25 protein-coding genes are annotated in these 23,792 nt (G+C 64.2%); 9 read left to right on the forward strand and 16 right to left on the reverse strand.

Annotated features, from left to right (window positions below; genetic code table 11):
* The first annotated feature begins 34 nt into the window (after nucleotides 1–34).
* Entirely contained in the window at nucleotides 35–466 is a 432-nt protein-coding gene (locus QMZ05_RS12105; RefSeq protein ID WP_353700944.1) for a thioesterase family protein, read from the forward strand.
* Between the two features lie 37 nt (nucleotides 467–503).
* On the opposite strand, the gene QMZ05_RS12110 is transcribed toward QMZ05_RS12105, so the two are convergent.
* From QMZ05_RS12110 to recA, 4 genes are all read right to left on the reverse strand, one after another.
* Complete coding sequence (locus QMZ05_RS12110) at nucleotides 504–1,502, reverse strand: hypothetical protein (protein WP_353700945.1); 999 nt, start codon at nucleotides 1,500–1,502, stop codon at nucleotides 504–506.
* A 32-nt stretch (nucleotides 1,503–1,534) separates the two neighbouring features.
* Complete coding sequence (locus tag QMZ05_RS12115) at nucleotides 1,535–1,894, reverse strand: hypothetical protein (RefSeq protein WP_353700946.1); 360 nt, start codon at nucleotides 1,892–1,894, stop codon at nucleotides 1,535–1,537.
* Nucleotides 1,875–2,516, reverse strand: a complete 642-nt coding sequence (locus QMZ05_RS12120; protein ID WP_353700947.1) for a hypothetical protein — start codon at nucleotides 2,514–2,516, stop codon at nucleotides 1,875–1,877. Before QMZ05_RS12120 ends, QMZ05_RS12115 begins: the two co-directional genes overlap by 20 nt.
* A 114-nt stretch (nucleotides 2,517–2,630) precedes the next feature.
* Complete coding sequence (recA, locus tag QMZ05_RS12125) at nucleotides 2,631–3,719, reverse strand: recombinase RecA (protein ID WP_146988083.1); 1,089 nt, start codon at nucleotides 3,717–3,719, stop codon at nucleotides 2,631–2,633.
* A gap of 400 nt (nucleotides 3,720–4,119) precedes the next feature.
* Between recA and QMZ05_RS12130 the strand changes: the two genes are divergently transcribed.
* The gene (locus QMZ05_RS12130; protein ID WP_353700948.1) at nucleotides 4,120–4,341 is read left to right on the forward strand and encodes a hypothetical protein; all 222 of its coding nucleotides are present in this window, start codon (nucleotides 4,120–4,122) and stop codon (nucleotides 4,339–4,341) included.
* Nucleotides 4,342–6,461: 2,120 nt separating this feature from the next.
* Nucleotides 6,462–6,668, forward strand: coding sequence for a hypothetical protein (locus QMZ05_RS12135; protein ID WP_353700949.1), 207 nt, complete (start codon nucleotides 6,462–6,464; stop codon nucleotides 6,666–6,668).
* 52 nt (nucleotides 6,669–6,720) lie between these two features.
* Here QMZ05_RS12135 and QMZ05_RS12140 read toward each other — a convergent pair whose 3' ends face one another.
* From QMZ05_RS12140 to QMZ05_RS12150, 3 genes are all read right to left on the reverse strand, one after another.
* Complete coding sequence (locus tag QMZ05_RS12140) at nucleotides 6,721–6,951, reverse strand: hypothetical protein (protein ID WP_050421258.1); 231 nt, start codon at nucleotides 6,949–6,951, stop codon at nucleotides 6,721–6,723.
* A gap of 96 nt (nucleotides 6,952–7,047) precedes the next feature.
* Nucleotides 7,048–7,323: a hypothetical protein gene (locus tag QMZ05_RS12145; protein ID WP_279705357.1), complete on the reverse strand. Its 276-nt coding sequence runs from the start codon at nucleotides 7,321–7,323 to the stop codon at nucleotides 7,048–7,050.
* Nucleotides 7,324–7,397: 74 nt separating this feature from the next.
* Nucleotides 7,398–7,529: a hypothetical protein gene (locus QMZ05_RS12150; protein WP_050421256.1), complete on the reverse strand. Its 132-nt coding sequence runs from the start codon at nucleotides 7,527–7,529 to the stop codon at nucleotides 7,398–7,400.
* Nucleotides 7,530–7,769: 240 nt separating this feature from the next.
* On the opposite strand from QMZ05_RS12150, the gene QMZ05_RS12155 reads away from it, so the two are divergent.
* A complete protein-coding gene (locus QMZ05_RS12155; RefSeq protein ID WP_353700950.1) occupies nucleotides 7,770–9,245 on the forward strand; it encodes an amidase in 1,476 nt (491 codons plus the stop codon).
* 44 nt (nucleotides 9,246–9,289) lie between these two features.
* Nucleotides 9,290–9,751, forward strand: a complete 462-nt coding sequence (locus tag QMZ05_RS12160) for a PaaI family thioesterase (protein WP_050421254.1) — start codon at nucleotides 9,290–9,292, stop codon at nucleotides 9,749–9,751.
* Here QMZ05_RS12160 and QMZ05_RS12165 read toward each other — a convergent pair whose 3' ends face one another.
* From QMZ05_RS12165 to QMZ05_RS12175, 3 genes are all read right to left on the reverse strand, one after another.
* Nucleotides 9,752–10,045 carry an HdeA/HdeB family chaperone gene (locus QMZ05_RS12165; protein WP_353700951.1) on the reverse strand — a complete coding sequence of 98 codons (294 nt, stop codon included), beginning with the start codon at nucleotides 10,043–10,045 and terminating at the stop codon, nucleotides 9,752–9,754.
* Between the two features lie 213 nt (nucleotides 10,046–10,258).
* The gene (locus QMZ05_RS12170) at nucleotides 10,259–12,283 is read right to left on the reverse strand and encodes a pyrroloquinoline quinone-dependent dehydrogenase (RefSeq protein WP_353700952.1); all 2,025 of its coding nucleotides are present in this window, start codon (nucleotides 12,281–12,283) and stop codon (nucleotides 10,259–10,261) included.
* A gap of 71 nt (nucleotides 12,284–12,354) precedes the next feature.
* On the reverse strand, nucleotides 12,355–13,779 hold the full coding sequence (locus QMZ05_RS12175) for a caspase family protein (protein ID WP_353700953.1): 1,425 nt from the start codon (nucleotides 13,777–13,779) through the stop codon (nucleotides 12,355–12,357).
* Here QMZ05_RS12175 and QMZ05_RS12180 point away from each other — a divergent pair.
* Nucleotides 13,778–13,930 carry a hypothetical protein gene (locus tag QMZ05_RS12180; RefSeq protein WP_353700954.1) on the forward strand — a complete coding sequence of 51 codons (153 nt, stop codon included), beginning with the start codon at nucleotides 13,778–13,780 and terminating at the stop codon, nucleotides 13,928–13,930. The genes QMZ05_RS12175 and QMZ05_RS12180 overlap by 2 nt on opposite strands.
* Here QMZ05_RS12180 and QMZ05_RS12185 read toward each other — a convergent pair whose 3' ends face one another.
* A complete protein-coding gene (locus QMZ05_RS12185; protein WP_353700955.1) occupies nucleotides 13,931–14,158 on the reverse strand; it encodes a hypothetical protein in 228 nt (75 codons plus the stop codon).
* A gap of 180 nt (nucleotides 14,159–14,338) precedes the next feature.
* Between QMZ05_RS12185 and QMZ05_RS12190 the strand changes: the two genes are divergently transcribed.
* Nucleotides 14,339–14,770, forward strand: coding sequence for a hypothetical protein (locus QMZ05_RS12190; protein ID WP_353700956.1), 432 nt, complete (start codon nucleotides 14,339–14,341; stop codon nucleotides 14,768–14,770).
* A gap of 115 nt (nucleotides 14,771–14,885) precedes the next feature.
* Here the strand turns inward: QMZ05_RS12190 and QMZ05_RS12195 are convergent, their stop codons facing one another.
* The 5 genes from QMZ05_RS12195 to QMZ05_RS12215 form a co-directional block, all read right to left on the reverse strand.
* The gene (locus QMZ05_RS12195; protein ID WP_353700957.1) at nucleotides 14,886–15,635 is read right to left on the reverse strand and encodes an SDR family oxidoreductase; all 750 of its coding nucleotides are present in this window, start codon (nucleotides 15,633–15,635) and stop codon (nucleotides 14,886–14,888) included.
* Between the two features lie 238 nt (nucleotides 15,636–15,873).
* Nucleotides 15,874–17,991, reverse strand: coding sequence for a hypothetical protein (locus QMZ05_RS12200; protein WP_353700958.1), 2,118 nt, complete (start codon nucleotides 17,989–17,991; stop codon nucleotides 15,874–15,876).
* Between the two features lie 68 nt (nucleotides 17,992–18,059).
* A complete protein-coding gene (locus QMZ05_RS12205; protein ID WP_353700959.1) occupies nucleotides 18,060–19,340 on the reverse strand; it encodes a DUF1254 domain-containing protein in 1,281 nt (426 codons plus the stop codon).
* A 33-nt stretch (nucleotides 19,341–19,373) separates the two neighbouring features.
* Nucleotides 19,374–20,642, reverse strand: coding sequence for an MFS transporter (locus tag QMZ05_RS12210; protein ID WP_353700960.1), 1,269 nt, complete (start codon nucleotides 20,640–20,642; stop codon nucleotides 19,374–19,376).
* Nucleotides 20,643–20,850: 208 nt separating this feature from the next.
* Nucleotides 20,851–21,468, reverse strand: coding sequence for a hypothetical protein (locus QMZ05_RS12215; protein ID WP_353700961.1), 618 nt, complete (start codon nucleotides 21,466–21,468; stop codon nucleotides 20,851–20,853).
* Nucleotides 21,469–21,723: 255 nt separating this feature from the next.
* On the opposite strand from QMZ05_RS12215, the gene QMZ05_RS12220 reads away from it, so the two are divergent.
* Both QMZ05_RS12220 and QMZ05_RS12225 read left to right on the forward strand, forming a co-directional pair.
* On the forward strand, nucleotides 21,724–22,365 hold the full coding sequence (locus QMZ05_RS12220) for a TetR/AcrR family transcriptional regulator (protein ID WP_353700962.1): 642 nt from the start codon (nucleotides 21,724–21,726) through the stop codon (nucleotides 22,363–22,365).
* 170 nt (nucleotides 22,366–22,535) lie between these two features.
* Nucleotides 22,536–23,720: a GNAT family N-acetyltransferase gene (locus QMZ05_RS12225; RefSeq protein WP_353700963.1), complete on the forward strand. Its 1,185-nt coding sequence runs from the start codon at nucleotides 22,536–22,538 to the stop codon at nucleotides 23,718–23,720.
* The last annotated feature ends 72 nt before the right edge of the window (nucleotides 23,721–23,792 follow it).

The following is a 23,792-nucleotide window of genomic DNA, read 5'->3' on the forward strand; positions in this document are numbered from 1 at the left end:
CGCGGGAGCGACCGACGCCGCGGCAGGAGGAGACATGCGCGAGGAATTCTGGTTTCACTTCCCGTTTCGCGTCCGCTATTCCGAGGTCGATGCGCAGGCCGTGGTGTTCAACGCCCACTACCTGACCTATTTCGACACCGCGATCACGGAGTATTTCCGCGCGCTCGGCTACGACTATCTCGGCGAGGTGGCGCGGACCGGGATCGACTTCCACACCGTGAAGTCGGTCGTCGAGTACAAGGCGCCGATCCGGTTCGACGAGGACATCGAGGTCTGCGTCCGGGTCGCCCGGATCGGCCGCTCCTCGATCAACCTGGCGCTCGCCATCTTCGCCAAGGGCTCCGACGATCTTCGCGCCACCGGCGAGATCATCTGGGTCGCGACCGACCAGACAGCCCATCAATCGGTCGCGGTGACGGACGATCTGCGGACGCTGATCGCGAGCCGTGAAAAGGCGCTGGTGTAGGGACGAGCGACGCCTGCTGGCGTCCCGCAACCAAGCCTTACGGGTCGATCAGGGCGCGGCTCTCCGTGTCCCAACGCCACAGCCGGTCATTGGTCAACTCCGTGCCGCCCCACCAGCGATGGATCGGATTGTACTGGCTGAAGTCGGCAGCGCCCTCGACGATCGATTTGCCGAGGCCGGTCAGCACGAGCCGGCTGAGCTTGTAGCGCTGATGACGGTCAGGGTCTTCATGCATGTCGAGATCGAATGGGCCCTCATCGAGGCCTGAGATGGCAGGCACAGGACAACGGGCCAGACCATCCAGCAGAGCCCCTGTCTGCCAATAACCGAACGTCCGCCGAGCGTTGAGTTTCTCGTGCCCGGGAAACAGGTCGTACGGATGGACATGTCCAGTAGATATCAACTCCAGCATCCGCATTTCCGTCGCGCTGAGCCCAGAGCTACGCCATGGAAGTTCCTCCAGCAGCGCGACGACTGAGTTTCGCAATTGCGGCAGCGCGCCCAGATCCTGATTCAGCAGAATGAACCAGGCTTCCGGCGTTGACGCGCCCCAGGCTCTCCACGCGGCGCTGGCGGCTTCGAGATGCTGGGTACCGATGGGGACCACGCGCGGCTGCCAAGCCGTCAACTCGGTCGGCTGCTGCTCGCCGATGGCGCGATCCGCCTGCAGTATCGCAAGCCTGGATCTGACGGTTGGGTGCGGCCGCAGGTAATCCAGCAGCCAGACCAACTGCAACTGCGAGTTCGGATCGGGATCGACCCATAGATCGACGGCATCGAAGCGCTCGCAGAATTCAATCAATCCCAGACCCTGACGATGCGCGTCCTCGAGCGATCGACCGGTGAGATTGTCCAGCCAGTGGGCTCCGGCACCGCTCGAAGCCGCGCGTCGCGAGAACATCGCATCGAGTTCGCTTGACGCCGGCAATCTTCCGCAAGCGAACTGCAATTCGACACCGATCACGGAATCGGCAAACCGTGCCGCCTTCACGGCGCCCGCTCCGCTATCAGTGAAGGTGAGGACGAGTCGAGTCATGACGGGCCACCCTGCGCTCAGGCCAGTTTCAGCTATGGGGCGACCAGGGTGCGGCCCAGCGCGTCCCAGCGCCACAGCCGGTCGTTGGTCAACTCCGTGCCGCCCCACCAGCGATGGATCGGGTTGTACTGGCTGAAGTCGAGTTCACCATCCAGCACCTCCTGGCCAAAATCAGTGACCGACAGCCGACTGAACATTCGTTCTTGATGCGCCTTCGAATTGTCCACCACAACGCGCTCTGCAGGCAATCCAGCAAGGACAGGCGATCGACAATATGCGAGCCCATCCAGCACCAGGTGTGCTTCCTGAAAATCGAACACGCCGCGTTCCCTGTACAGATCACTTGTGATGGGCCCCGGCTTGGTCTCGCCTTCAGCGACGAGCTCCAGCATTCGCAATTCGGTCGCGCCAAGACCGGTTTCCTGATCGGGAAGCTCCTCGAACAGTGCGATGAGCGCCGCGCGGAGCTGCGGTATGACCGACAGGTCTTCCGCCAGGAGGTCGAAGCAGGGCTGCGGTGTGGATGCGTGTCCAGGCGCGGCTGGCCAGTTCCAGACGCTGATCCGTCATTGTGAGTTTCGGCAATCGCCATTGTGCCAGGCCAGCACCTCCGCGTGCGGCGACGATCTCGACATCCGTCTGGACCACCACGAGCTTCGACAGGATACGCCGGTGAGGACGCAGAAAGTCGAGCAGCCAGACCAGGACTAGCTGGTCGTTCGGGCGGGGATCGGCCCAGAGCTCGATGCTGCTGCAGCGATCGCAGAATTCGAGCAAACTGAGAGAATGATCGCCTACCGGAGCGAGGTGTTTCCGGCTTGCGACGTCGAGCCAATGCGTGCCGAAGTCATGATGTTCGGCGGAGCGTCGCTCCAACGAGCTCGCAAGCTCGGCGCGAGACGGCAGCGCTCCCCAAACGAAGCGCGGCCTGAAGCCAATGGCGATATCGGCCTGCCCTGCCCGTCTGAGCATGGTGCCCGCAAGATCGCTCGTCGCCAGGATCAGACGTGTCATGGCAGTCATCGTTGGTTTGCTCAACGAGTGCAGCAAAACAAAACGGGCGCCGGAGACGTCGGCAACTCAACGTCCTCAGCGCCCGCTTCCAGCGAAATCATGTCTGCTTGAGGTCTACTCCTCCGTCGGCTCCTCGCCGTCGGCGTCACGCTCGGGCGCGCCGGCGAGGATCTGCTCGGAGATCAGGCCGGAGTTCTGCCGGATCGCGGCTTCGATCTTGGTGGTGATATCGGGATTGGCGCGCAGGAACGCCTTCGAATTCTCGCGACCCTGGCCGAGCCGCTGGCTGTCATAGGAGAACCAGGCACCCGACTTCTCGACGAGACCGGCCTTGACGCCGAGGTCGAGGATCTCGCCCATCTTGGAAACGCCCTCGCCGTACATGATGTCGAACTCGACCTGCTTGAAGGGCGGCGCCAGCTTGTTCTTCACCACCTTGACGCGGGTGGTGTTGCCGACCACCTCGTCGCGCTCCTTGATCGCGCCGATGCGGCGGATGTCGAGGCGGACCGAGGCATAGAACTTCAACGCATTGCCGCCGGTGGTGGTTTCCGGCGAACCGTACATCACACCGATCTTCATGCGGATCTGGTTGATGAAGATCACCATCGTGTTCGACTTGTTGATCGAGGCGGTGAGCTTGCGCAGCGCCTGGCTCATCAGGCGCGCCTGCAGGCCCGGCAGCGCATCGCCCATCTCGCCCTCGAGCTCGGCCTTCGGCACCAGCGCCGCGACAGAATCGACCACCAGCACATCGACCGCACCGGAGCGCACCAGCGTGTCGCAGATTTCCAGCGCCTGCTCGCCGGTGTCCGGCTGCGAGATCAGGAGCTCGTCGATGTTGACGCCGAGCTTGCGCGCATAGACCGGATCGAGCGCATGTTCGGCGTCGATGAAGGCGCAGATGCCGCCCTTCTTCTGGCCTTCTGCCACCGTGTGCAGCGCCAGCGTGGTCTTGCCCGAGGATTCCGGACCGTAGATCTCGACGATGCGCCCCTTCGGCAGGCCGCCGACGCCGAGCGCGATGTCGAGCCCGAGCGATCCCGACGACACCGTCTCGACATCCATCGAGCGGTCGTTCTTGCCGAGCTTCATCACCGAGCCCTTGCCGAACTGGCGCTCGATCTGGGAGAGCGCGGCTGAGAGGGCCTTGGACTTGTCCATGGAGGATCCTTCGACGATACGCAGTGCGGTGGCGGACATTTGGGATGTGCTCCTTATGGCGAGGATTCGCTAGCGGGACAAACGGCGGGTGAGATCAGACGGAATGCGTTGTTGATAGGAATCCCGTACCACGTTTGTTCCATGTTCGCAATATGTTCTTTTGGAAATTTAGGCGCTGTCCGTATTTAAGCCCAGTGTCCTAGATTGAATTTGAAAGTGCCCTAGTTCGGATTAAGCGAACGGAAACTATGGCTTAGCCGACGTTCTCGGTAGGACTACCGAGCGGAGGTCACCGAATGTTCTGCCCATCCCCGGCTCTTTATGCAGCCATAAGATTCACTATGCAGTTTGTGCCAGCTTCCGTCCCGGGGTTCTCCGTGGGTGAACGGGGTTCCTGTGCTATAAAGCGGAACTTGCGCTCTGGCAGGGAGCGGGACAAATGCCAATCAGCCGTTTGCTGAAGGCCGGCGAATATACGTCAGAAGAGGTCGAGCTGCTAAGCCAGGCCTTTGACCTCGCCTTGCGTGCGATGGACCTCGTTGATCGCAATGATCCGCTTTGTGAGATGGTGGCCCGCAAGGTTATTGAGGCCGGTGCTACAGGCATCAGCGATCCGAAAAAAATCGCGGGAATCGCCGTGGCTCGGATTGGTCTACGGTAAGGCCGCCTCAGTTGGCGGCCTCTTTCGCTTTTAGATTCGTCGCCATGATGGCGGCTTGGGCGCGGGCTTTTCCTGCGCACTTGACGGCGGCGGCAACGCCAAAGAAAACTGAACGACCTGCCGCCCATAATGGCGCGCGACCCGCCCCCCTAAATCCCAAAGAAGCGGCCCCAGCGAGGGGGTGCAAGCCGGGGCCAAGGTTACGTGTCATCCCTGAGGTGGCTTTAGGACACGAGGATATAGGCCGCGCCCACAGCGAGGCCGACCAACCCAAAGCCAATCACGGCGTATTCGCCGACGTCTATCTGATCGAACATGGCGCTAGTATGCGGCCGGATAACCGTTCCCGCATTCACTTAGGCAAGTCAGTGACGGTGTCATAAGAAACGGCCCCAGCACCCTTGGAGGTGATGCTGAGGCCGCCTTACCGCGCCGGCTGAAACGAGAGGGGGCCGCTCGCGTATTGCGGCCCCCAGCCAAGGAAATTCTCGAAAATCTCACGCCCTGAAATGCTCTCACCTCGGCAAGAGCTACTTTACACTTATCCACAGGTTTGAGGATTCCGGGAGAGCACGGTGTTCCGAAGAACGGAACTGATCATTAGTGATGTCCGAGACGGCCCCGGCGCGCTCGCAGGGGCTAGATGGCGGCCGGAGTCGTCCCACTAGCGCTCACTGTGAGCGCAATCACATTGTATCTGAACGGCGGAGCCGGTGATGATCCATCCCGGATTACCTCGCTTTGACGAGTGTCCTAATTCCCGTCTGCGAGTGTCGTAACTAGGACAGCACCGAAGCGCTGTGCACATTCCGGCGCGCGGGTCCCCAATCGGATTTGGGAATCTCGCCGTTCGGATCAAGCAAAGGGAAACCATGACTTAGCCGATGTTCTCGGCAGCGCGACCCGTGCTGCGATCACGGGATGTTCTAACGCCCGCCGGCTTTTATACGGCCATCAATCAATATGCGGTTTGTGCGACACGCCCGCGAGATTATGCACGCTTCTGGGCATATAGATTTCGATGGTGCCCAATTCGTTCGCAGTTCTCCGGCTGCCCGCGAGTTTGAGCCCGCTAAGTGCTTGGCCAGGCTGGTCAAACGCCATGCCCGCAGCCGCCTCGGATTCGCGCGGCTCCTCTCTTGCGGATCGGAGGCGCTAAAAACGGCCCCAGCGAGTGGGCACTAACCGGGGCCGAGTTGCACTTTGGTCGTCCCGATGCTGCCCGGCAGGAACAGCACCCGAACAGGAGATAATCCGGAGTGCGGTGCGCTCGTTCCTATTGCCGGCGTGTCCTGGTTCCCTGCGCGAGCGTCCTGACGGGGACGGCATCGGCTGAATGCCTTCGCATCGGATGGAGCGAACGGAAACCGCGGCCTGGCCGATGTTCTCAGTAGGACTACCGAGGCGGCATAGTAAATGTTCTGGCCCCATCATTTTCCATGGGACGCCATCTGTTCCTGCTGCGCGCTGAGGCCGAGTCGCCCGAGGTTGGCAACCGTGATAGCCAATTCGGGACATGTCCTCTGGCACAGATTGTATAGGCTTCCAGTCATCAGGATTTTGCACACCTTCCTGGGGCTAGGGCCAACGCCGTCCGCACTGATTTCAAGCGGGCGGCGTTGTGCTTTCGGCGTCCGATCGGCTTGAAAAGGTCAGCGCTCCGGAACGCGGCGTGGGCCTGTTCTCGGGCCGTTTGGATAGCGGTCCGGCGCGATCCGTAGTTCTCCGGGCTAGAACAAAGTTCCGCGAGCAGGCGGATCCACCCTCGTCGCAAGTGTCCCGAATAATCAACGAGTTACCGGCGGATTTGGAGGTAGCGGCGCCCGATTGGCACAATCTGCATACTACCTTGGTACCCCTCCTGACCCCCAAAAAAACTACGTAGCCTTCACGGGAAGACTCGGCTTCCGCCAGTGTTCGTAACATGGGCGCGCCGGGGCCAACGCCAGATTTCGTGTCGCAAGACATCGCGTGCCGCCGGCGGATGGGTCCACTTCGGGATTCACACCGACGCCCGGACGGCCGCCGCGGTTCACAACATCGTTTTACGAGTGTTAATTATTACTACAACCTTTAGTTTAATTGTCGACGACCGCCATTCCTTCGCGGAACCGTTTCAGATGATTCACAAGGGCGTCGAATTCAGCGTCACGCAGGTCACGGCCGGCGTCTGGAAATGGCGTTTCCAGATCGGCGACCGGGTCTTCACCGGCAAGACCGAAGCGAAACTCGACCTTCTGGCGATCCGCCGCGTGCAGCTGCGGATCGACCGCGAGCTGAACAATCTCGGGCTGGGACGCCCCCGCGGGCAGAGCAATCACGATTGAGGCGCGGCCGGTTCGATCGGATCCGCCGCGCAAGCCAAACGGACTGTGCGCTTCAGTCCGCGCTGGCCAGCCGCCGCATCGTGAACTCGATCTCGCCGCCGGGCAGTTCACGCCAGCTCTCGACCGCGCTCATATAGGCGGCCTTCGGATAGCGCTTGAGAAAGGCGCGCGCCCGCAGGCGAGCCTGATCGCGCGGCAGGCTGAAGGTCTCGCGCAAATAGCCGTCATCCGGCTTGCGCCGCGCAGCCATCCGGCTGGCGAGATCGCGCGGACGAAACACCATTGCCGCAACTCCGGACCAACTGACGACGCCCCCAATATAGGGGCGACGCCGCGAGAATCCGAGTCCGCAGGAAGTGGAAGCCGCCCCGAACGCGCGTTACTGCGCGGAGCTTCCGGTCTTGGTCTTCGGCTTGGCGGGATGGGCCGCCGCCTTCGGCGCATCGCTGCGCACCGCGCCCCAGGGATCGGACGAACCCTTGGCATCCGGAATCTTGCTCAGCGAGTCCTTGTAGGCCCGGTCGTTGACCGCGTCCCGATCCTTCTCGTCCTGGGTCTTGGTCTTGACCTCAGGCATCAGATTGACGTTCGGCATTTGCGCATAGGCCGGCGCCGACAGCAGCACCGCGACCGCAACTGCGCACAAAACTCTCATCACAACGCTCCCTGCATTTTCGTCCGCGGTATATCACCGCAAGAAAGCGGTCGCCAAGCGCGTCCGTCCCTGCCCTAGAGGTGGTCTGATTTGCAGGATTTCGGCGACTGCATCCAGTCGTCCCAGATCGGACCGCAACGCGTGCACCCACCAAGCGCAAGCCCGATCGCGATCACGCCGCCCAGCAACACCAACCTGCGGAACATGTACGCCCCCAACGCTGACGAAGGGCAATTGGGCGCCAAAACTGGGGCATTTTCAAGCCGGGCACGGCGCTTGCAGCGCAGCGCAAGCGCGTCGGAGCGCAGCGCAAGCGCGCCTCGGAGCGTAGCGCAAGCGCGTCGGAGCGCAGCGCGGGCGCGTCGGAACGCAGCGCAAGCGCGACGGTTTGACCGGGCGGCTCTGCAAATTACAGTGCGCAACAAAGCAGAAAAGGAATCGACGACATGACTTTGGCGATGAGCTGGGACGAATGGACGCGGCATGACGGGACGGCGCTCGCCGAGCGCGTCCGCAACGGCGAGCTGACGCCGCGGGAGCTGGCGGCGCAGGCAGCCAGCGCCGTCGCCAAGGTCGATCCCGCGCTGTCAGGCGTGGTCGAGCTGTTCGACGACGTGATCGCAGATCCCGCGCGCGACGGCGCCGACCTCAACGGCCCGTTCGCCGGCCTGCCCTTCCTGATGAAGGATCTCGGCCCGACCTTGAAGGGACGGTTGCAGGAGATGGGCTCGCTGATGATGCGCGGCAACCGCGCCGCAGCCGACACCTTCCTGACCACCAAGCTGCGCAAGGCCGGCCTCAATTTGATCGGCCGCACCACCACGCCGGAGTTCGGGGTCTGCAGCTCGGCCGAAAACCCCGCGGTCTATGTCACGCGCAATCCCTGGAATACCGACTACACCACCTGCGGCTCGTCGGCCGGCAGCGCGGCAATGGTTGCCGCCGGCGCGGTGCCGATCGCGCATGCGACCGACGGCGGCGGCTCGATCCGGATTCCCGCCGGCGTCAACGGCAATATCGGACTGAAAGTATCACGCGGCGTGTTCTCGCTCGCGCCGCATCTGTCCGATCTCACTGGCCTCGTTTCGATCCAGGGCTGCCAGTCGCGCTCGGTGCGCGACACCGCCGCCTTCGTCGACGCGTGTCGCGGACCTGCGCCCGGCGAGTTCATGCCATTCTGGACACCGCCGGAGCCGTATACAGCAATGATCGCGCGCGATCCCGGCCGTCTCAAGATCGCGCTGTCGCACACCTGGGGCGACTACCGCGCGACGCCGCATATCACCGCCGAGCTCGAGCGGGTCGGACGCTTCCTCGAAGGCCTCGGCCATCAGGTCGATTACGCACTGCCGTCGATCGACTACGCCGAGGCGTTCGCAGCGCAGACCACCTGCTACATCAGCAATTTCGCCGTCGTCATCGGCAACATGCTCGCGGCGCGCGGCCTGACGCGGCCGCCGGCGGACCTGATCGAGCCGATCAATATCCGCATCTGGGAGCATGGCCGCGACTTTAGCTTCGCCGATCGCGCGCGCATGCAGGCCGTGTTCAACACGACCGCGCGCGGCTTCGGCGCCTTCTTCGAGGACTGGGACATCATCCTGACCCCGATCACGGCGCTGCCGACGCCGAAGGTCGGCACCACGGAATATCTCACCATCAGCGACAATCCGTCGGTGCTGGACTGGTTCGGCAATCTCTGGCGCAACTTCGCCTTCACGCCGCTCGCCAATCTCTGCGGCATCCCGGCGATCTCGCTGCCGCTCGCGACCAACGAGCACGGCCTGCCGCTCGGCATCCAGGCGATCGCGAAACAGGCCGATGACGGCCTGCTGCTGCAGCTCGCTGCCCAGATCGAACGGGCGATCGACGGCAAGTGGAATGCCGGCAACACGCCGCGCGTGCATGTCACGCGCAATTAGGCGATAGATAGAGAACAACAAATCAACAGGGGAAACGGGACGTCATGCAGCAGGCCGGTGAATTCGGGATCGACGAGGCGCGACGGGTGCTCGGCGACGTCTTTGCGCCGTGGGTGCAGGACCTCAATCTGTCGATCGAGCAGTTCGAGTTCACGCCGCCGCCCGGCAACGCTGCCGATTGGCAGCCCGGCGCCATCCTGCGCATGCCGTTCTCGGAGCGGCTGTGCCGCAACGGCGGCATCGTCTGCGGCCAGGCCTTGATGGCGTTCGCCGACACCGCGATGGTGCTCGCCAATCTCGCGGCCAACAAGGGCTATCGCCCGATGACGACGGTCGACCAGACCACGCATTTCATGCGCGCGGTGACCGCCTCCGACGTGCTGGCCGATGCCCGTGTGGTTCGGCTCGGCCGCACCATGAGCTTCGGCCGCGTCACGCTATCCTCCGCCACCGACAACAAGCCGGTGGCGATGGTGTCGAGCGCGTTCGCGATGCTGCCGGGATGATTACTTGCCGAGCACGGCTTCGGCGGCGTTGACGATGCTGATGGTCGGATTCTTTCCGCAATAGGTACCGAACTTCTTGGCGTTCTCGGTGAACACCTCGGTGTCGATGATCGCCTCGTCGGAATCGCCCTTGTACCAGCCGTCCATCCAGACCAGCACCATCTTGATGGTGTCGTCGCCGCCTTCGACGAACTGCTTGCAGGTCATGGTCGAGAGATCGAGGACGGTGGCGTTGGCCGGCGCGGACGACAGCGCAAGCGCGGCGGCAAGCATGATCGAGGCAGTGATCTTCATCGCAATCTCCATGGGCAATGATCTGAAATGAACCGGCCGCCGGGCACCCGGCGCGTCCGCTCGCGACCTCGTAAGCGAAGCGTCGCGGCGAACGCAAGCATGACATCGCGCGCGTTCGCCTGCACGTCGTTTCGATGCACGCATTGAGAACCGATGTCGCTGAACCGATGTCGCTGATTTGTCATGCAACGGCGCAACGCGCGCGCTGCCGCACTACGCCGCGCTGATGCGGCGCTTCCTGCGCCAACGCCAGATCAGTCCGATCAGCGCGATCACCACCACGCCGGCCGCGAGTGCCTTCGCAGCAAACCGTCCACCGGGACGATCGATCAGGCGCGCGAGAGGCGAAACAGCTTCGCCCTGACGCGGCAGGCGAAACGCGACGACGCTGTCGCCGATCGATGTGCCGCCTTCGGAATGACCGCCGGCACCGATCGCGATATACTGCTCGCCCTTCCACAGATAGGTCATCGGATTGGCGACGCCTGGCACCGGAAGCCGGCCGAGCCACAATTGTTTTCCCGACTTGACATCGAACGCGCGCAGATAGGCATCCATCGCGCCGGTGAACACCAGTCCGCCCGCGGTGATCGCGACGCCGCTGAGCAGCGGCGTGCCGGTATTGAGCGCGATGCCGAGCGGCGCGAGATCCTCGCTGGTGCCGACCGTCGAATGCCAGAGCACCTTGCCGGCCTTGAGATCGACCGCCACCGTCTCGCCCCATGGCGGCTTGTTGCACGGCGAGCCAACCTCCGTGCTCGCCAGCGCCCGCGACATCGCAAACGGCGCGCCCTGCTGCTGGCCGAAATCATGGCCGGGCGGCGGATTGAAGCCCTTGGCCTGGTCGCGCGGGATCAAGGTAATGACATGCGCCGCATGGCTGACATTGGCGAGGAGGATCTGGTTGACCGGATCGAACGCCGCGCTGCCCCAGTTCACGCCGCCGCCGGTCATCGGATAGACGATCGTGCCTTGCGTCGACGGCGGCGTGTAGAGCCCCTCATTGCGGGATTGCGCGAGCAGCTTCTCGCATGCCGAGCTACCGACGCCCGGCAGCATGCCGCCGACATCATCGGCCGTCATGCGCTGTGTCAGCAATGGCGGCACATGGGTCGGAAACGGCTGCGTCGGCGACAGCTTCTCGCCCTCGGCGCCGTTCTGCGGCACCGCGCGTTCCTCGACCGGCCACACCGGCTTGCCGGTGTCGCGATCGAGCACGAATACAAAGCCCTGCTTGGTCGGCTGGATCACGACGTCACGCATGCCGTTGCCGGTGTCGATCCGCGCCAGCGTCGGCTGCGCCGGCAGGTCATAATCCCAGACGTCGTGATGCACGGTCTGGAAGGCCCAGGCGAGCTCGCCGGTCTCGATCCGCAGCGCGACCACCGAATTGGCGTGCTCGTCATTGCCGGGGCGCTTGCCGCCCCAGAAATCGGGACTGGGCGATGTCGTCGGCAGGAACACCAGGCCGCGCTCCTCGTCCACCGACATCGGCGCCCAGACATTGCTGTGGCCGGCCTCGACGCTGTCGTGCACCAGCGGATCGAAGGTCCAGCGCGGCTGGCCGGTCCGTGCATCGAAGGCGCGCACTGCGCCGACCGGCGCGTCGACCCGCCGGTTGTCGCCGATCGCCGACCCGACCACGACCACGCCGCGGCCGGTCACCGGCGCCGACGTGATCTGGAATTCGCCCGGCCATTCCAGCTTCATGCCGGCATCGATCTTGATCTCGCCGCCATTGCCGAAATCGGCGCAGGGCTTGCCGGTCCTGGCATCGAGCGCGATCAGGCGCGTGTCATTGGTGCCGGTGAAGATCCGTGACTTGCAGGCCGCACCTTCGGCCGCGCGATCATCGGTCCAGTGCGCGACGCCGCGGCAGACGAAGCGGTTGGCCGGCCGCTGCGCCATGCTGATCTTCGGATCGAAGCGCCATTTCTGCGCACCGGTGCCGGGATCGAGCGCGATCACTTCGTTGAACGGCGTGCAGAAGATCAGGCTGTCCTCGACGAACAGCGGCGTCACCTCGAACTTGGTGCGCTTCATGACCTCGGGCAGGCGAGCGTCGAGATCGCCGGTGCGGAATTCCCAGCCACGCACCAGCGTGCCGACATTGTCCGCCGTGATCTGCGTCAGCGGCGAGAAACGTTGTCCCCCGCGATCCCCTCCCCAATACTCCCAGGCGAGTGCCGGTTGTACGCAAAGCACCAGGGCGGCGAGCAGGCGAAACAGGGACCGCATTGCGTCCTCCCGCAAGATGCGATCATCGGACGCCGCATCTCATGCGGGAAAGCCTTTACGCGATTGGCGCCTCAGTATCCACCCCTGTGATAGCCGCCGCCATAATTGCCGCGATAGCCGCCGCGGATGCCAATCCCGATTCCGATCGGCGGTCCGACAGGCTCGTAGACCACGGCAGGAGGCGGCCGGCGCACCACCACGACGTCGTCCTCGACCACGACGCGCGGCGGGCGCTTGCCTGCGCGCCGCGGCGGATCGGGATCGGCGCGCTTCTTCGCGGGCGCGGCAGCCTTCTGCTGCTCCGGCGGCGCGGCGTTGCAGGGACACGTCGGCGCCGCCAGCGCGACATTGGTCGCGGGCACGCTGAGCGCTGTGGCCGGCGTCAGGTCGGGACGGTAACGCAACCGTTCGATCATCTTGCGCGCGGTGGCCGTGAGATCGCTGTCGGGATACAGCACGAGGAAACTGCGATAGGCCGCCGCGGTGTTGGCGAGAACAGCGTCGTTCCACGCCACCATGCGGCGATGCCGGTCGAGCCAGTCGCGCGCCTGCAGGCCGCGCGGCGTGCCGGCAAAGATCGCGGCGAAGGCTTCATAGGCTTCGTCGGTGCCATCAACCACGATCAGTTCGTTTGCAGCCTCGATCGGCTTGCCCTGCAATTCGCGCTTCCACTCGTCGACGGTGCGCTTGGTCGCGGCCGGCGCCGGCGTGGCCGCGGGCGAGGACGAAGGACCTGCCATGAAGCGGAAGTCGTCGGTGAGCGACGAGGAGTCCCACGGTGTCTGGCGGCCATCGGTCGCCTTGTTCACGGCAAGACGAACGCGCTTGAACGTATCCTCGATCGGGATCCCCGGCTCCTTCGCCGAAGCCAGCAACGCGGTCGTATAGGGGCTGTTGGCACCGCTGCCGTCCTCGGCCTCGGCACCCGGTGACGTCGAGAACGACACGAAGGTGCCAGGCGCGCCGACCTTCGCGTCGACGATGGCAAGCCCGTGCCCGGCGGTCTTGCCGAGTTCCGGGAAAGGATTGTTGCGGCAGGCATCGAGCAGCACGATGCGCATCCGGCTCGGCACCGAGGTCAGCGTGTTCAGGATGTCGTTGAGACGAACCGCCTGGATCGGGATGTCGGCCTCGCGCTTCGGATCGACGTCAACCGGCACCAGATAGTTCTCGCCATCGATCTGCAGGCCATGCCCGGCATAGAACACCAGCGCCACCGTGTCGGCGCCCTTCGCCGCCACCTGACCGGCGAAGTCGCTGATCCGGGCGCGCATCTCATCCTGGGACAGATCCGACGCCGTCGTCACCGCAAATCCGGCATCCGTCAGCATCTGCGACATGGCCCTGGCGTCGTTGGCCGGATTGGGCAGCGCGGGCACCGACTTGTAGGCGGACTGCCCGATCACCAGCGCCAGACGGCTTTCCGCCGATGCCGGCACGGCACCGAACAGGATCGCAACCGGAACGATCAGGCTGAGGAGCGAACGGCGAAGCATGGCGGCCTCCGACAAAAGATACCGGAGATGGGTCGAAAGCCGTCAGGTGAAGGTTCATGCCGTGCGGCAATGTGCTGCCGCCGACTTCGATTATTATGTCGAGCCGCCGCAGGAACCCGATGAGCTCCCGATGAGCGGCTATCTCGACTGACTACTTCGGTTTCTTGGCCGGATCGGCGGCCGGCTTGGTGACACCCCAGGGATCGTATTTCTCCTTGGGCTCGGGGATACGATCGAGCGCGGCCTTATAGGCCTTCTCGTCGATCTGGGGCTTCTTCTCCGTCTTCCGGTCGTCGCCCCCGCCGCCTCGCCGGCCCTGGGCCAGGGTCGGTGTCGCGATCAACGCCAGAATGACGGCAGCAACCGTCAAGCTTTTCATGTCAGTCCCTCTCCCCCACAGCCGTAGAAACATCCGGCAACACCTCTACCCCAAGATAACTTGCCGCTCGACATTTGTTGATCGACAAAGCGTCGCGCGATGCGAATTCAGCCCCACCAGGGGGGCGCAATCTTGGCGGCGGCACATTAAATACGCCCGATGGGACAGGGACAGGTACACGTGGCGGCGCTGCTGGCCGGCGCCGCCTTCATGTTGAGCGGCTGCGGGCTGGCGGATAGCCACGCGGTGTGGCCGGAGATGTTGAAGGTCAAGGCCAGCGAGCCGGCGCCGCCCGAGACGCCTCCGGACGTCAAGCGGCTGGTCGCCGGCAAGCTGGATTCGGTGTTCACCGCCGGGTCGCAGCCGTCGCATGTGCGGGTCTCCGCTCCGCTGCACGACCCGCGCGGCACCGGCTGGACCGCCTGCGTGCGCGCCGAACTGACATCAGTGATCGGCAAGCCGCTGGGGACGCAGACCTATCGCGTGTTCATCAGCGAAGGCGCGATCTTCGATCGCCGGCAGGTGGAAGCCGACGACAATTGCGTGACCGAGACTTACGAGCCGGTCGAGAGCACCGTTGCGGCGGAAGCGCCGCGGAGCGCGAAGCCGTAGCGCATTCTCGGCCCCGGCCCGCCAATCCTACATCGGATATTTGATGAGGTTCTAAGACGCGAGCGCCGCCCGCGCCTTGATCAGGCGCCGCTACAGGAAAGGTCCGGTTCGCAGATCAGACGTTGCTGACGCCGCCGTCGACGACCATGTCCGAGCCGGTCATGAACGAGCTCTCGTCCGAGGCGAGGAAGACGGCTGCTGCGGCCAATTCCTCGGGACGCCCGATTCTCAGCATCGGCGTGTAGTTGGAATACATCTTGCGGATCGCGGCGGCCTCCTCGGGCGTCGACGCCTGCGAGTCCAGGATCGGCGTATCGACGGGGCCGGGGCTGAGCAGGTTGGCGCGGATGCCGCTGTCCTTGAACTCGGCCGCCCAGGTCCGGACATATGAGCGCACCGCGGCCTTGGTTGCCGCATAGGTCGAGTGGTTTGCCAGGCCCATATAGTGCATCGCTGACGATACCAGGATGATCGATCCGCCGCCGCCCATCATCGGTAGCATCTTCTGCACCAGGAACAGCGGTCCCTTAGCCATCAGGTTGAACGTTCGGTCGTAGTGCTCCTCCGTGATGTCGCGGAGCGGCACCTGTTCGGTGAAGCCGGCGTTAGAGACCACCGTGTCCACCCTGCCCTTGGCCTTTCGAACGGTCCCGGCGACGCGGTCGAGGTCTTCGAGACTGGACGCGTCCGCCTGGATCGCGGTGACACTGCCGCCGATCAGCTTCGCCGCCTTGTCGAGCGCGTCCTGGCGGCGGCCGAAGATGAACACATGCGCGCCTTCCGTCACGAAGCGCTGCGCGATGGCGAGCCCGATGCCGCTGTTGCCGCCGCTGATCACCGCGACCTTGCCTTCCAATCTCGACATATCAATTCCCTGGGTTTGCACACCCGGATCGTCCGGGGACCTTGCAGGTAGGCGCACCTGCATCGGCCGCTTAGTGCGAACATGCGCACAGCCGTGGTGCAAAAATGATCCGGATTGCGCACGTGTTCCGAGGGTGCGTTTTTCCACCGCCACCCGATTGGGCAGCTCCTCGCGGGACTATCCTATTCGCAATTCCCGGCACCGTGATCCGATCGCCAAGGGGTGAACGACAGGCCCCTCAGAACTTCACCGTCACGCCGGTGTAGACCGTCTGTTCGGTGCAGCTCTTGTTGCTCGTGCCGTTGGCAAAGAAGCAGATGCCGTTGGCGGCGTTGCTGCCGTCAAGGCCGAACTTGTTGTGCCAGTAGCGGTACGCCACGAAGGCCTCGACGAGGTGCGCGTTTTTTTCGCCCCACAGCGCCTTGCTGGCGTCAAAGCTGAGGCGGACCGGCTCGGCGTTGACCTCCGTCCTGGTGTTCCAGCTCGACGGCAGCGTGTTGCCGCCATAGGCGCCGTTGCCCTTCGGCCCGTAGATGCCGACATGTCCGCTCACAGAGAAGTAGCGCAGGCTTTCCGGGAGGAAATCGAGCGCGCTGCCATAGTCGATCTCGAGCGCCCAGGTCGGATCGTAATGCAGATTGCCGTCGACCGTTCCGGTGAAGCCGGCCGGCATCAGGCCCTTGTAAGGCGGCACGCCGTAGAGTCCGACCCCATACGGACTGTTGCCCGCGTTGTTCGGAACCGCGTAGGCCGAATGATTCCATTCCTGATAGTAGAGCGGCGCGATGGTCAGGTAGCTCTTGAACGGCAAGTCGAACGCGAATTGCAGGCCGGCGACGATTGCCTCCTTGGCCGGTGCGGCATAGCCCAGCGTCGTGCGCCCGTCGGCGCCGATCTCGAAGGACACGTTGCGCAGCGCCCCTGCCCTGAACGCCGTGGTGTTGAAGACTTCGTTGAACCCGATCGTGCTGCGCAGCGAAGCGTTGATCTCCATATTGCCCGAGCAAGGCGCGGTGACGCCGAAGGCCGGATGGCTGTAGACCGCCGAACAGGGCGAAGCCGGATCGCGATGATCGGACTTCAGCAGTTCGGCATAGAGACGGTTGGTGCCATAGGCCCAGCTGTCGGTGTGGGTGAAGGCGTAGACCTGTTTGACCGTCTTTGCGGTTTCACCGGGAGCGGTCGCGCTCGGCAGCACGCCATAGGTAAAGCTGTTGTCGACGCTGCTCAAGAATGGCGTGCCGAACGGCGACAGGGCCGGCGTTCCCGGCAGCGGCGCGCCCAGCTTCACGGTCATCCCGTAGTAGATGCCATTGCTCGAACAACTGCCATTGTAGGCGCCCTTGGTGATGCAGGACGTGTCATAGGCTTCGGCATAGCCGCCGATGTTCTTTTCGTATCGCCACGCGGCCCAGACGTCGACCAGATGCGCATAGCTCGCTCCCCAGAACAGCTTGCCCGCGTCGAGCGTCAGGCGGACCGGCTCGAGCGCGTAGGCGGTGGTGCGGTTGTTGAGCGGGCTTCTCGGATATGGACCGTAGCCGCCATTGCCGTCCGCGCCGCGGATCGACGCACGACCGCTGATCGAGAAATATCGCAGGGTCTCCGGCAGGAAGCCGAGATCCATGTAGTAGTTGAAATCGAGCCCCCAGGTCGGTGAGAAGTGCATCACGCCGTCGGGAAGGCCGGGATAAGGCGGCGGCATCGACACCGGGCCGCCGAAACCCGGGGGCATCAGCTGTGCGCCGTGCTGCATCCGCTGGAAGTACATCGGACTGATGTTGAAATAGCCCTTGTACGGCAGGCTGAAGCCGAACTGCAGACCGGCAAGCACATCGTAGTTGCTGGAGGCGATGAAGATATTCGAGACCGCAGCGTCCGCCCCGACCAGGAACGAGATATTGGTCAGCGGGCCGACGGAGAACGCATTGGTGTCGAACAATTCGTTCCATCCGAATGTGCTGCGGATCGATGCCAGCGCCGCGACGCCACCGGCGCATCGGCCGGTCGGAGCGAGCACGGATCCGAGGCACGGCGCGGTGGCCGCCCCGTGATCGTATTTCGACGTCAACAGCGAGAAGCTGTTGCTGCCATAGGCCCAGGTGTCGTAGTGCGTGTAAGCGAGCGTCGAGCTCTGCGAGTTCTTGGCGTAACCGGGAACACCTCCCGAAAACTGCGAGACGGTGACGCGGTTGTCGTTGACCAGGAAGAATGGCTTTTCGGCCGGCGGCGGCGCCTTCAGCGTTACGGCCTTCTTCGGCATCTCGCGCGCCGTATCGGTCGTTTGATCGGCGGCCTGTGCCGCTGCCAGCATGCAGAACAGCCCGGCTACTACGCCGGGGAGAGTCCCCCTCATCATCCCTGCCCCCTTGTCTTTATTGTTATTGATCCGCCCTGTCGAACGCTTCGGATCGTTGAAATGATCTAGCCTGCGGCCTCCCGGACCGGAGGCAAGCGCCAGCGTCCCGACAACATCTCCTGACGCGGGAGGTAGCAGCGCATGATCAGGCTGAATGGCCCACGCTTCGGCGCCGGCAGCCAGTTGGCGGTTCGATCGCCACCCGGATCGCTGCGGCCGATCCAGATGGTGATCGACCCATCGGCATTGCGCCGCAGCCCGTCCGTACGATCGCCGATGGCATAGCGCCGCAGCGGGTTCTCGGTGAGGAACAACTGATTGTCGTCGGCGACTTCGTACATTGTCAGCGACCAGAAACCGTTCAACGGCAGTCTGGCGGGCAAGTGAAGCTGATAGTCGGCGGTGCCGTCGAAGAAGCCGTTCTCGAGATTACCTGCGGCGCGCATGTACATCGCCTCGGCAACCGGCAGCGCTCCGATGCCCCACAAGGCCACGGCTGCACGATAGCGATAGTCCTGATCGAAATTGCCGAGGTTCGCACGCGGATAGCTCCAGCCGTCGATGAACTCCAATCGTCGGCCGCCGGCCATCAGCGCCGACCGCGCCGCGGCGACGCCCTCGGCAATCGCTTCCGCTGCCGTTGGCGCCGCCTGTTCGAGCGCGGCTGCAATCCGACGCAGGATTGCGGCATCCGTCGCCGGGGGTGGATTCGACGCCATCAGGCGCTGAATGCTGGCGAACAGCGCCGGCACGGCCGCGTTGCGCTCCGCATGATCGTCGGGCGGGCTGTCCGACGGGCCGTCCAGCCTGAAGCCATCCTGGATCTGGCGTGCGGCGGCAAGGTCTGCGGTGCCATCGACCAATGTTCGGATCAGCAGCCACGCATGCGGCGTCGCGACACGGACCACGTCCGGGCCCGAGCCGGTCTGGTGCGGTCCGATGATCTTGAATGTGCCGCCGGCGTTGCCGATCGTCCTTGTGCCGAGGACCGCGTTGTTGTTGGTGAACATGTCCATCAGCGCAGCGGAGAAATAGCGGTCTCCCGTCGGCGGGATCGTCAGCCGGACGGCGCCCTGGGTCAGATCGAGCCATGCGACCGAGTACAGGGTGTCGTTGTTCGGCGTCGTGACCCAACGCGCCCTGTGATCGACCAGGTCGCGCTGATGCGACAGCGTGTTCTGCGTCCCGGTGCGGCCAAGCGTGTTGCGGCGAACCGCGGCCATCTCGATCAGGGGCAATGCATAGACGAAGGCCTCGCCCGCGGCAGCAGCCAGAGCGGCCTCTCGCCCGATCGGCTGAGATGCCGATGCACTGGCGGATGTCTGCGGCAAACCCCTGCGCGTCATTTTTCTTCTCCAGATCGGTCTATCGATAGGTGGTCATGTCAGCGCAACGGCGAGGCTTTGCGCGCGCTCGGGCGGTGTTCGATAACGCCCAAGCGACAGGAACAGCATCACGGGGACGATCTGCACGGCTGCCAGCAGCAGCAACGGCAAGACCACGCTGTCGCTCAGCGTCGATAGCCAGACGAACGCGACCGGGCCGATGGCGGCACCGATGCAGAACGCAAACAGAAGCCAGCTGAACACCTTCGAGACCGATCGCGTGCCGAAATAACGCCCGGCCAGATAGGGCATCAGGTCCGCCTCCCCGCTGATCGAGAACCCCATCAGGATCGAGGCGACCACCATCGGTGCAACGGCGTCCGCTGTCGCATTGAGCAGCGCCGACAGCGCCATCAGCAGGACGGTCAGGATGCCGACGATGCGGGCGTGCAGCCGGTCGAGCAGATGTCCGACGACAATTCGCCCGAACAGCGCAGCGACGGCGCCGGCCGCCTGTATCCAGGCAACGTCTGCGCCGGTCACGTCGCCGCGCCGCTTGAGGATGTACATGACGTTCGGCGCGATCGCGTAGAACGACATCCCGATCACGGCGAAGCAGAGCGCCAGCTTCCAGAACGTCGGTGTGCCGATGATCTCCGCAGCGCTGATGCCGACCTCCGGCGTCCGGTCCTCAACCGATAGAAACGGCCCGTCGTTGTTCGACGCGGGATCGCCGGCGGGCGGACTATCCGCCACCAACGACGCCACCAGCGGCAGGCAGACGACAATTTCGAAGGCGGCGAATGCCAGCAGGCAGGCCGACCAGCCATATCGTTCAATGATCCCGTGCGCCGCCAGCGGCACGATGAAGCTCCCGCCGGCCTGCGCGCTTGCGGCAAGACCCAGCGCCAGGCCGCGCCTCTGATCGAACCAGCGGGAGATCGCCTTCGCATAGGACACGACGTTGGTGCCCGCGCCGACAAAGCCGAACAGCGCGGCCGCGAGATAGAACTGCAGCACCGAATATCCAACCTGGCTCAGAATGACGAGCGACACGGCGAACAGGGCAATGCTGATCAGCGCGAACTTTCGCGACCCCAGACGATCGAGCGGCCACGCACAAAACAAATAGGCGACCATCGTCGACGACAGCACGATGGTTGCGCCCCGCGCCACCTCGACCTGGCTCCAGCCGTAGTCTTGCGCCATTGCCCCGGTCAGATGCGCGAAGCCCGCGGTAAAGATCGGCGCGGCGCCGAATGAAATGCCTATTCCCGAGCCGATGACGACCTTCCAGCCGGGATCCATGATCTGTCGCGCCATGCTGTCCTCGTTAGTCGCAAGCGACGCGCGCTGACAGCGGACGGCCGGCACCGTCGATGCGCCTGATAACTACGACCGCCCGACCAATTGGCGATCGCCTGTTGCCGCTGAACGACATCGTGTGCCTCCCGAAATATTATTGCATACTTTTATGCATTTATAATTTTGCGGTTTGAGCGATGTCAAGCCGCCGGTGCTGCTTCACGCGCTATGTTGCCAGGCGGTGCACCGTCACCCAGGAATCGCGCAGGATCTCGCGGCGCCGCGCGAACAGTCCGCCCCAGACGTTGCGGTTCGGCTGCGCCTGATGCGCTGGCTTCGGCTTCCAGTAGCGGCTCTCATCCCATGCCGCGAGACTGGGATAATTCACGATCATCAACACCACCGCCTCGCCATTGGCGTTCGGCTCGCGGCAACGCCAGAAGCCCGCAATGCGCATTCCGGTGTCGGCCTCCGATGATTTCCACGCCTCGACGCTCATCTCCGTCAGCGCCTGGACCTGGTCGGGCGCTACGACGAACCAGCGGTGGGTGTAGATGCCCTCGGCGGCGCATGGCTGCTGTCCGCGCGCCAGCACGTCGAACAGCCGGCTGCGGATGCCGGAGACTTTCGCATGTTGATACACCGGTATCGCAGGCTCGCCGGACCAGTTGGTGGCGATGGTGACGACATTGCTCGACACGCCGATCAGCGGCACGAACACGCCGAGCAGTTGCGCAGAGGACGGCGCGCCGCCGGCCTTCAGCGTCCTGGCGATCTCCTCGCCGTGATTGGGTTGAACGGTGAGTTCGTCAAACCGCAGCACGCGATAGTTGGTATCCGGCAATGGCGCCTCCCCGGGTCGGCTCCTCCCCGGACGCGCTTCGTCCGAGAATATATCTGCATAAACTTATGCAGATATATTCCGACCGTTCGAATGGTGTCAAGCCGACGTCCGCGCCTCGACAATCACGGTCGCGCAAGACGTCGGTGGCGGCGGACTTGCCGGAACGGGAAAAATCCGCTCTCTGGTTAGCCGCGAATATTTTCTCGTGCTCGATTTTGCTAAGAGGCAATCAAGCTTTTGAAGGACCGCGATTGCATGGTTTCCCGCTCGACGTCAGGTCTCTCCTCCGCCAAGTCGGCCGACGGCCGGCGGCAGCGCACGCAGATCACCAGGAGCAATATCGTCACTGCATGCATCGGGCTTCAGAACGAGGGCTTCGCGCGTCCATCGGCGCAGCAGATCGCGGACCGCGCCGGCGTATCGATCCGGACGTTGTTTCTGCATTTTCCGGAGAAGGGGCAGCTCACACAGGCGGTGCTCGACGAGCTGATGCCCCCCGAATCGATCGAGCCGGCGCCGGCGAAATCCGTCCTGCAGGGCGCGGTGGACGTTCGCGTTGCGCAATTCATCGACATGCGGGCCCAGGCACTGGAGCGAATGACGCCGCATCGTCGGGCATCCAACGCGATGATCGAGACCTCGCCGCTGCTGCAGAAGCACCGCCTGCGGGTGCGCAAGGCCTTTCGCGACGTGGTCGGCCAGTGGTTCGCCACTGAACTCGAGCAGGTGTCCGCCGAGGCGCGGCAGAAATGGCTGGTTGCCCTTGCGACCCTGCTCGATTGGGAGATGTGGCAGTCGCTGCGCACCTATCCGAACCGAAGCATCCCCGAGGCCAAGGATTGCCTCACGCTTCTGCTCAAGGCCGCCCTGCGGCAGATGGAAGCGGAACGGTCATAGGCCAGGCTCGATTGCCGCGTGAACGCCGCGCCATGCGGTATGCTGAACGCTCCGTTAACATTACCGCTCGAATTGCCGGATGGCCCCAACGGCATTTTCCATTTCTTTCCGCTAGCGTTGCCCCGATGAACGCAAGGCCGATCAGCCTCGCGGACCGGGGAAACAGGGACGTGGCCGATATTGCTGACCAGGCAATGATCCGCCGTGCATCGCGCAAGGATGCCACGGACGATCGCGCATTGCCGCCGCTGTCTGCGGCGCCGGTCGGCGCATGGCGCGCGCTGGCCGAGCGCGCGATCGAGCCCAACGGCTACTATCAGGCGGACTGGGAATTGGCGGTCGATGCCTCCGCGCGCGGCCGCACCGGCGCATCGCTGCTCAGCGCCACCGGCGATGCCGGGCAATTGATCGGACTGTTGCCGGTCGTGCCATTTCGGCGAATCTATCGGATCCCCTTGCCCGCGCTGGTCGGCGCCGAACCCTACGGCACGCTGTGCACGCCGCTGCTGGATCGCGACGCCGCCGAGCAGGCCGCCGGCCAGATGTTGCAGCAGGCCCGCAACGCGGGCGCACATGCACTGATCCTGCGCACGATGTCGCTCGATGGTCCCGCGATGGCGGCGATCCGCACGGTGCTCGCGCGCGACGGTTTGCTGCCGCGCCTGCTGAGCACCTATCAGCGCGCGCAGCTCGATGCGACGCGTGATGCCGACGAATTGCTGCGCGACGCGCTCGGACCCAAGAAGCTGAAGGAGCTGCGCCGCCAGCGCCATCGCCTGTCCGACCACGGCGCAGTGCGCTTCGATGTCGCGCGCACACCGCGTGCCGTTGCGGCTGCGCTCGAGACGTTCCTTGCGCTCGAAGCCGGCGGTTGGAAGGGCCATCGCGGCACCGCGCTCAGCCAGCATGCCGGCGACGCGGCTTTCATCCGCCGCGCGACGGCCGCGATGGCCGAAGCCGGCCGCTGCGAGATCGTCACGCTGCATGCGGGCGGCACCCAGGTCGCCGGCGGCATCGTGGTGCGCCACCAGGACCGCGCCTTCTTCTTCAAGATCGGCATCGACGAGCGCTTTGCGAAGCATTCGCCCGGCACGCAATTGACGCTTGAGCTGACGCGCCATCTCTGCGCCGATCCTGCGATCAATTCGGCCGATTCCACCGCGGCGCCCGGTCACCCCATGATCGATCCGATCTGGCGCGGCCGCTTCGCGATCGGCGACGTGCTGCTGCCGCTGCGGCGCCGCGATCCGCTGGTCGGCGCCATTCATGCCGCGCTGACCCTGAACAATGTCGCCTACGAGGCCGCGCGCAGCGCCGCCCGCTTCATCCGCAGCCGGCGCGGCAAGCCCGGATAGCACGGCCCCTCTTACGCGAGCCGGCACGGATCGATAGGCTGCGCATGACGGCCGTGAGCCGATGACGTCGTG

This window comes from Bradyrhizobium sp. INPA03-11B (assembly GCF_040446015.1).
In the GTDB taxonomy this organism is placed as follows: domain Bacteria; phylum Pseudomonadota; class Alphaproteobacteria; order Rhizobiales; family Xanthobacteraceae; genus Bradyrhizobium; species Bradyrhizobium macuxiense_A.

What these genes read in the sequence shown, in the direction of transcription:
- QMZ05_RS12105 (WP_353700944.1), top strand. Translation starts at nt 35, where the DNA reads ATGCGCGAGGAATTCTGGTTTCACTTCCCGTTTCGCGTCCGCTATTCC.
- QMZ05_RS12110 (WP_353700945.1), bottom strand. Translation starts at nt 1,502, where the DNA reads ATGACTCGACTCGTCCTCACCTTCACTGATAGCGGAGCGGGCGCCGTG.
- QMZ05_RS12115 (WP_353700946.1), bottom strand. Translation starts at nt 1,894, where the DNA reads ATGCTGGAGCTCGTCGCTGAAGGCGAGACCAAGCCGGGGCCCATCACA.
- QMZ05_RS12120 (WP_353700947.1), bottom strand. Translation starts at nt 2,516, where the DNA reads ATGACACGTCTGATCCTGGCGACGAGCGATCTTGCGGGCACCATGCTC.
- recA (WP_146988083.1), bottom strand. Translation starts at nt 3,719, where the DNA reads ATGTCCGCCACCGCACTGCGTATCGTCGAAGGATCCTCCATGGACAAG.
- QMZ05_RS12130 (WP_353700948.1), top strand. Translation starts at nt 4,120, where the DNA reads ATGCCAATCAGCCGTTTGCTGAAGGCCGGCGAATATACGTCAGAAGAG.
- QMZ05_RS12135 (WP_353700949.1), top strand. Translation starts at nt 6,462, where the DNA reads ATGATTCACAAGGGCGTCGAATTCAGCGTCACGCAGGTCACGGCCGGC.
- QMZ05_RS12140 (WP_050421258.1), bottom strand. Translation starts at nt 6,951, where the DNA reads ATGGTGTTTCGTCCGCGCGATCTCGCCAGCCGGATGGCTGCGCGGCGC.
- QMZ05_RS12145 (WP_279705357.1), bottom strand. Translation starts at nt 7,323, where the DNA reads ATGAGAGTTTTGTGCGCAGTTGCGGTCGCGGTGCTGCTGTCGGCGCCG.
- QMZ05_RS12150 (WP_050421256.1), bottom strand. Translation starts at nt 7,529, where the DNA reads ATGTTCCGCAGGTTGGTGTTGCTGGGCGGCGTGATCGCGATCGGGCTT.
- QMZ05_RS12155 (WP_353700950.1), top strand. Translation starts at nt 7,770, where the DNA reads ATGACTTTGGCGATGAGCTGGGACGAATGGACGCGGCATGACGGGACG.
- QMZ05_RS12160 (WP_050421254.1), top strand. Translation starts at nt 9,290, where the DNA reads ATGCAGCAGGCCGGTGAATTCGGGATCGACGAGGCGCGACGGGTGCTC.
- QMZ05_RS12165 (WP_353700951.1), bottom strand. Translation starts at nt 10,045, where the DNA reads ATGAAGATCACTGCCTCGATCATGCTTGCCGCCGCGCTTGCGCTGTCG.
- QMZ05_RS12170 (WP_353700952.1), bottom strand. Translation starts at nt 12,283, where the DNA reads ATGCGGTCCCTGTTTCGCCTGCTCGCCGCCCTGGTGCTTTGCGTACAA.
- QMZ05_RS12180 (WP_353700954.1), top strand. Translation starts at nt 13,778, where the DNA reads ATGGCGGCCTCCGACAAAAGATACCGGAGATGGGTCGAAAGCCGTCAG.
- QMZ05_RS12175 (WP_353700953.1), bottom strand. Translation starts at nt 13,779, where the DNA reads ATGCTTCGCCGTTCGCTCCTCAGCCTGATCGTTCCGGTTGCGATCCTG.
- QMZ05_RS12185 (WP_353700955.1), bottom strand. Translation starts at nt 14,158, where the DNA reads ATGAAAAGCTTGACGGTTGCTGCCGTCATTCTGGCGTTGATCGCGACA.
- QMZ05_RS12195 (WP_353700957.1), bottom strand. Translation starts at nt 15,635, where the DNA reads ATGTCGAGATTGGAAGGCAAGGTCGCGGTGATCAGCGGCGGCAACAGC.
- QMZ05_RS12200 (WP_353700958.1), bottom strand. Translation starts at nt 17,991, where the DNA reads ATGAGGGGGACTCTCCCCGGCGTAGTAGCCGGGCTGTTCTGCATGCTG.
- QMZ05_RS12205 (WP_353700959.1), bottom strand. Translation starts at nt 19,340, where the DNA reads ATGACGCGCAGGGGTTTGCCGCAGACATCCGCCAGTGCATCGGCATCT.
- QMZ05_RS12210 (WP_353700960.1), bottom strand. Translation starts at nt 20,642, where the DNA reads ATGGCGCGACAGATCATGGATCCCGGCTGGAAGGTCGTCATCGGCTCG.
- QMZ05_RS12220 (WP_353700962.1), top strand. Translation starts at nt 21,724, where the DNA reads ATGGTTTCCCGCTCGACGTCAGGTCTCTCCTCCGCCAAGTCGGCCGAC.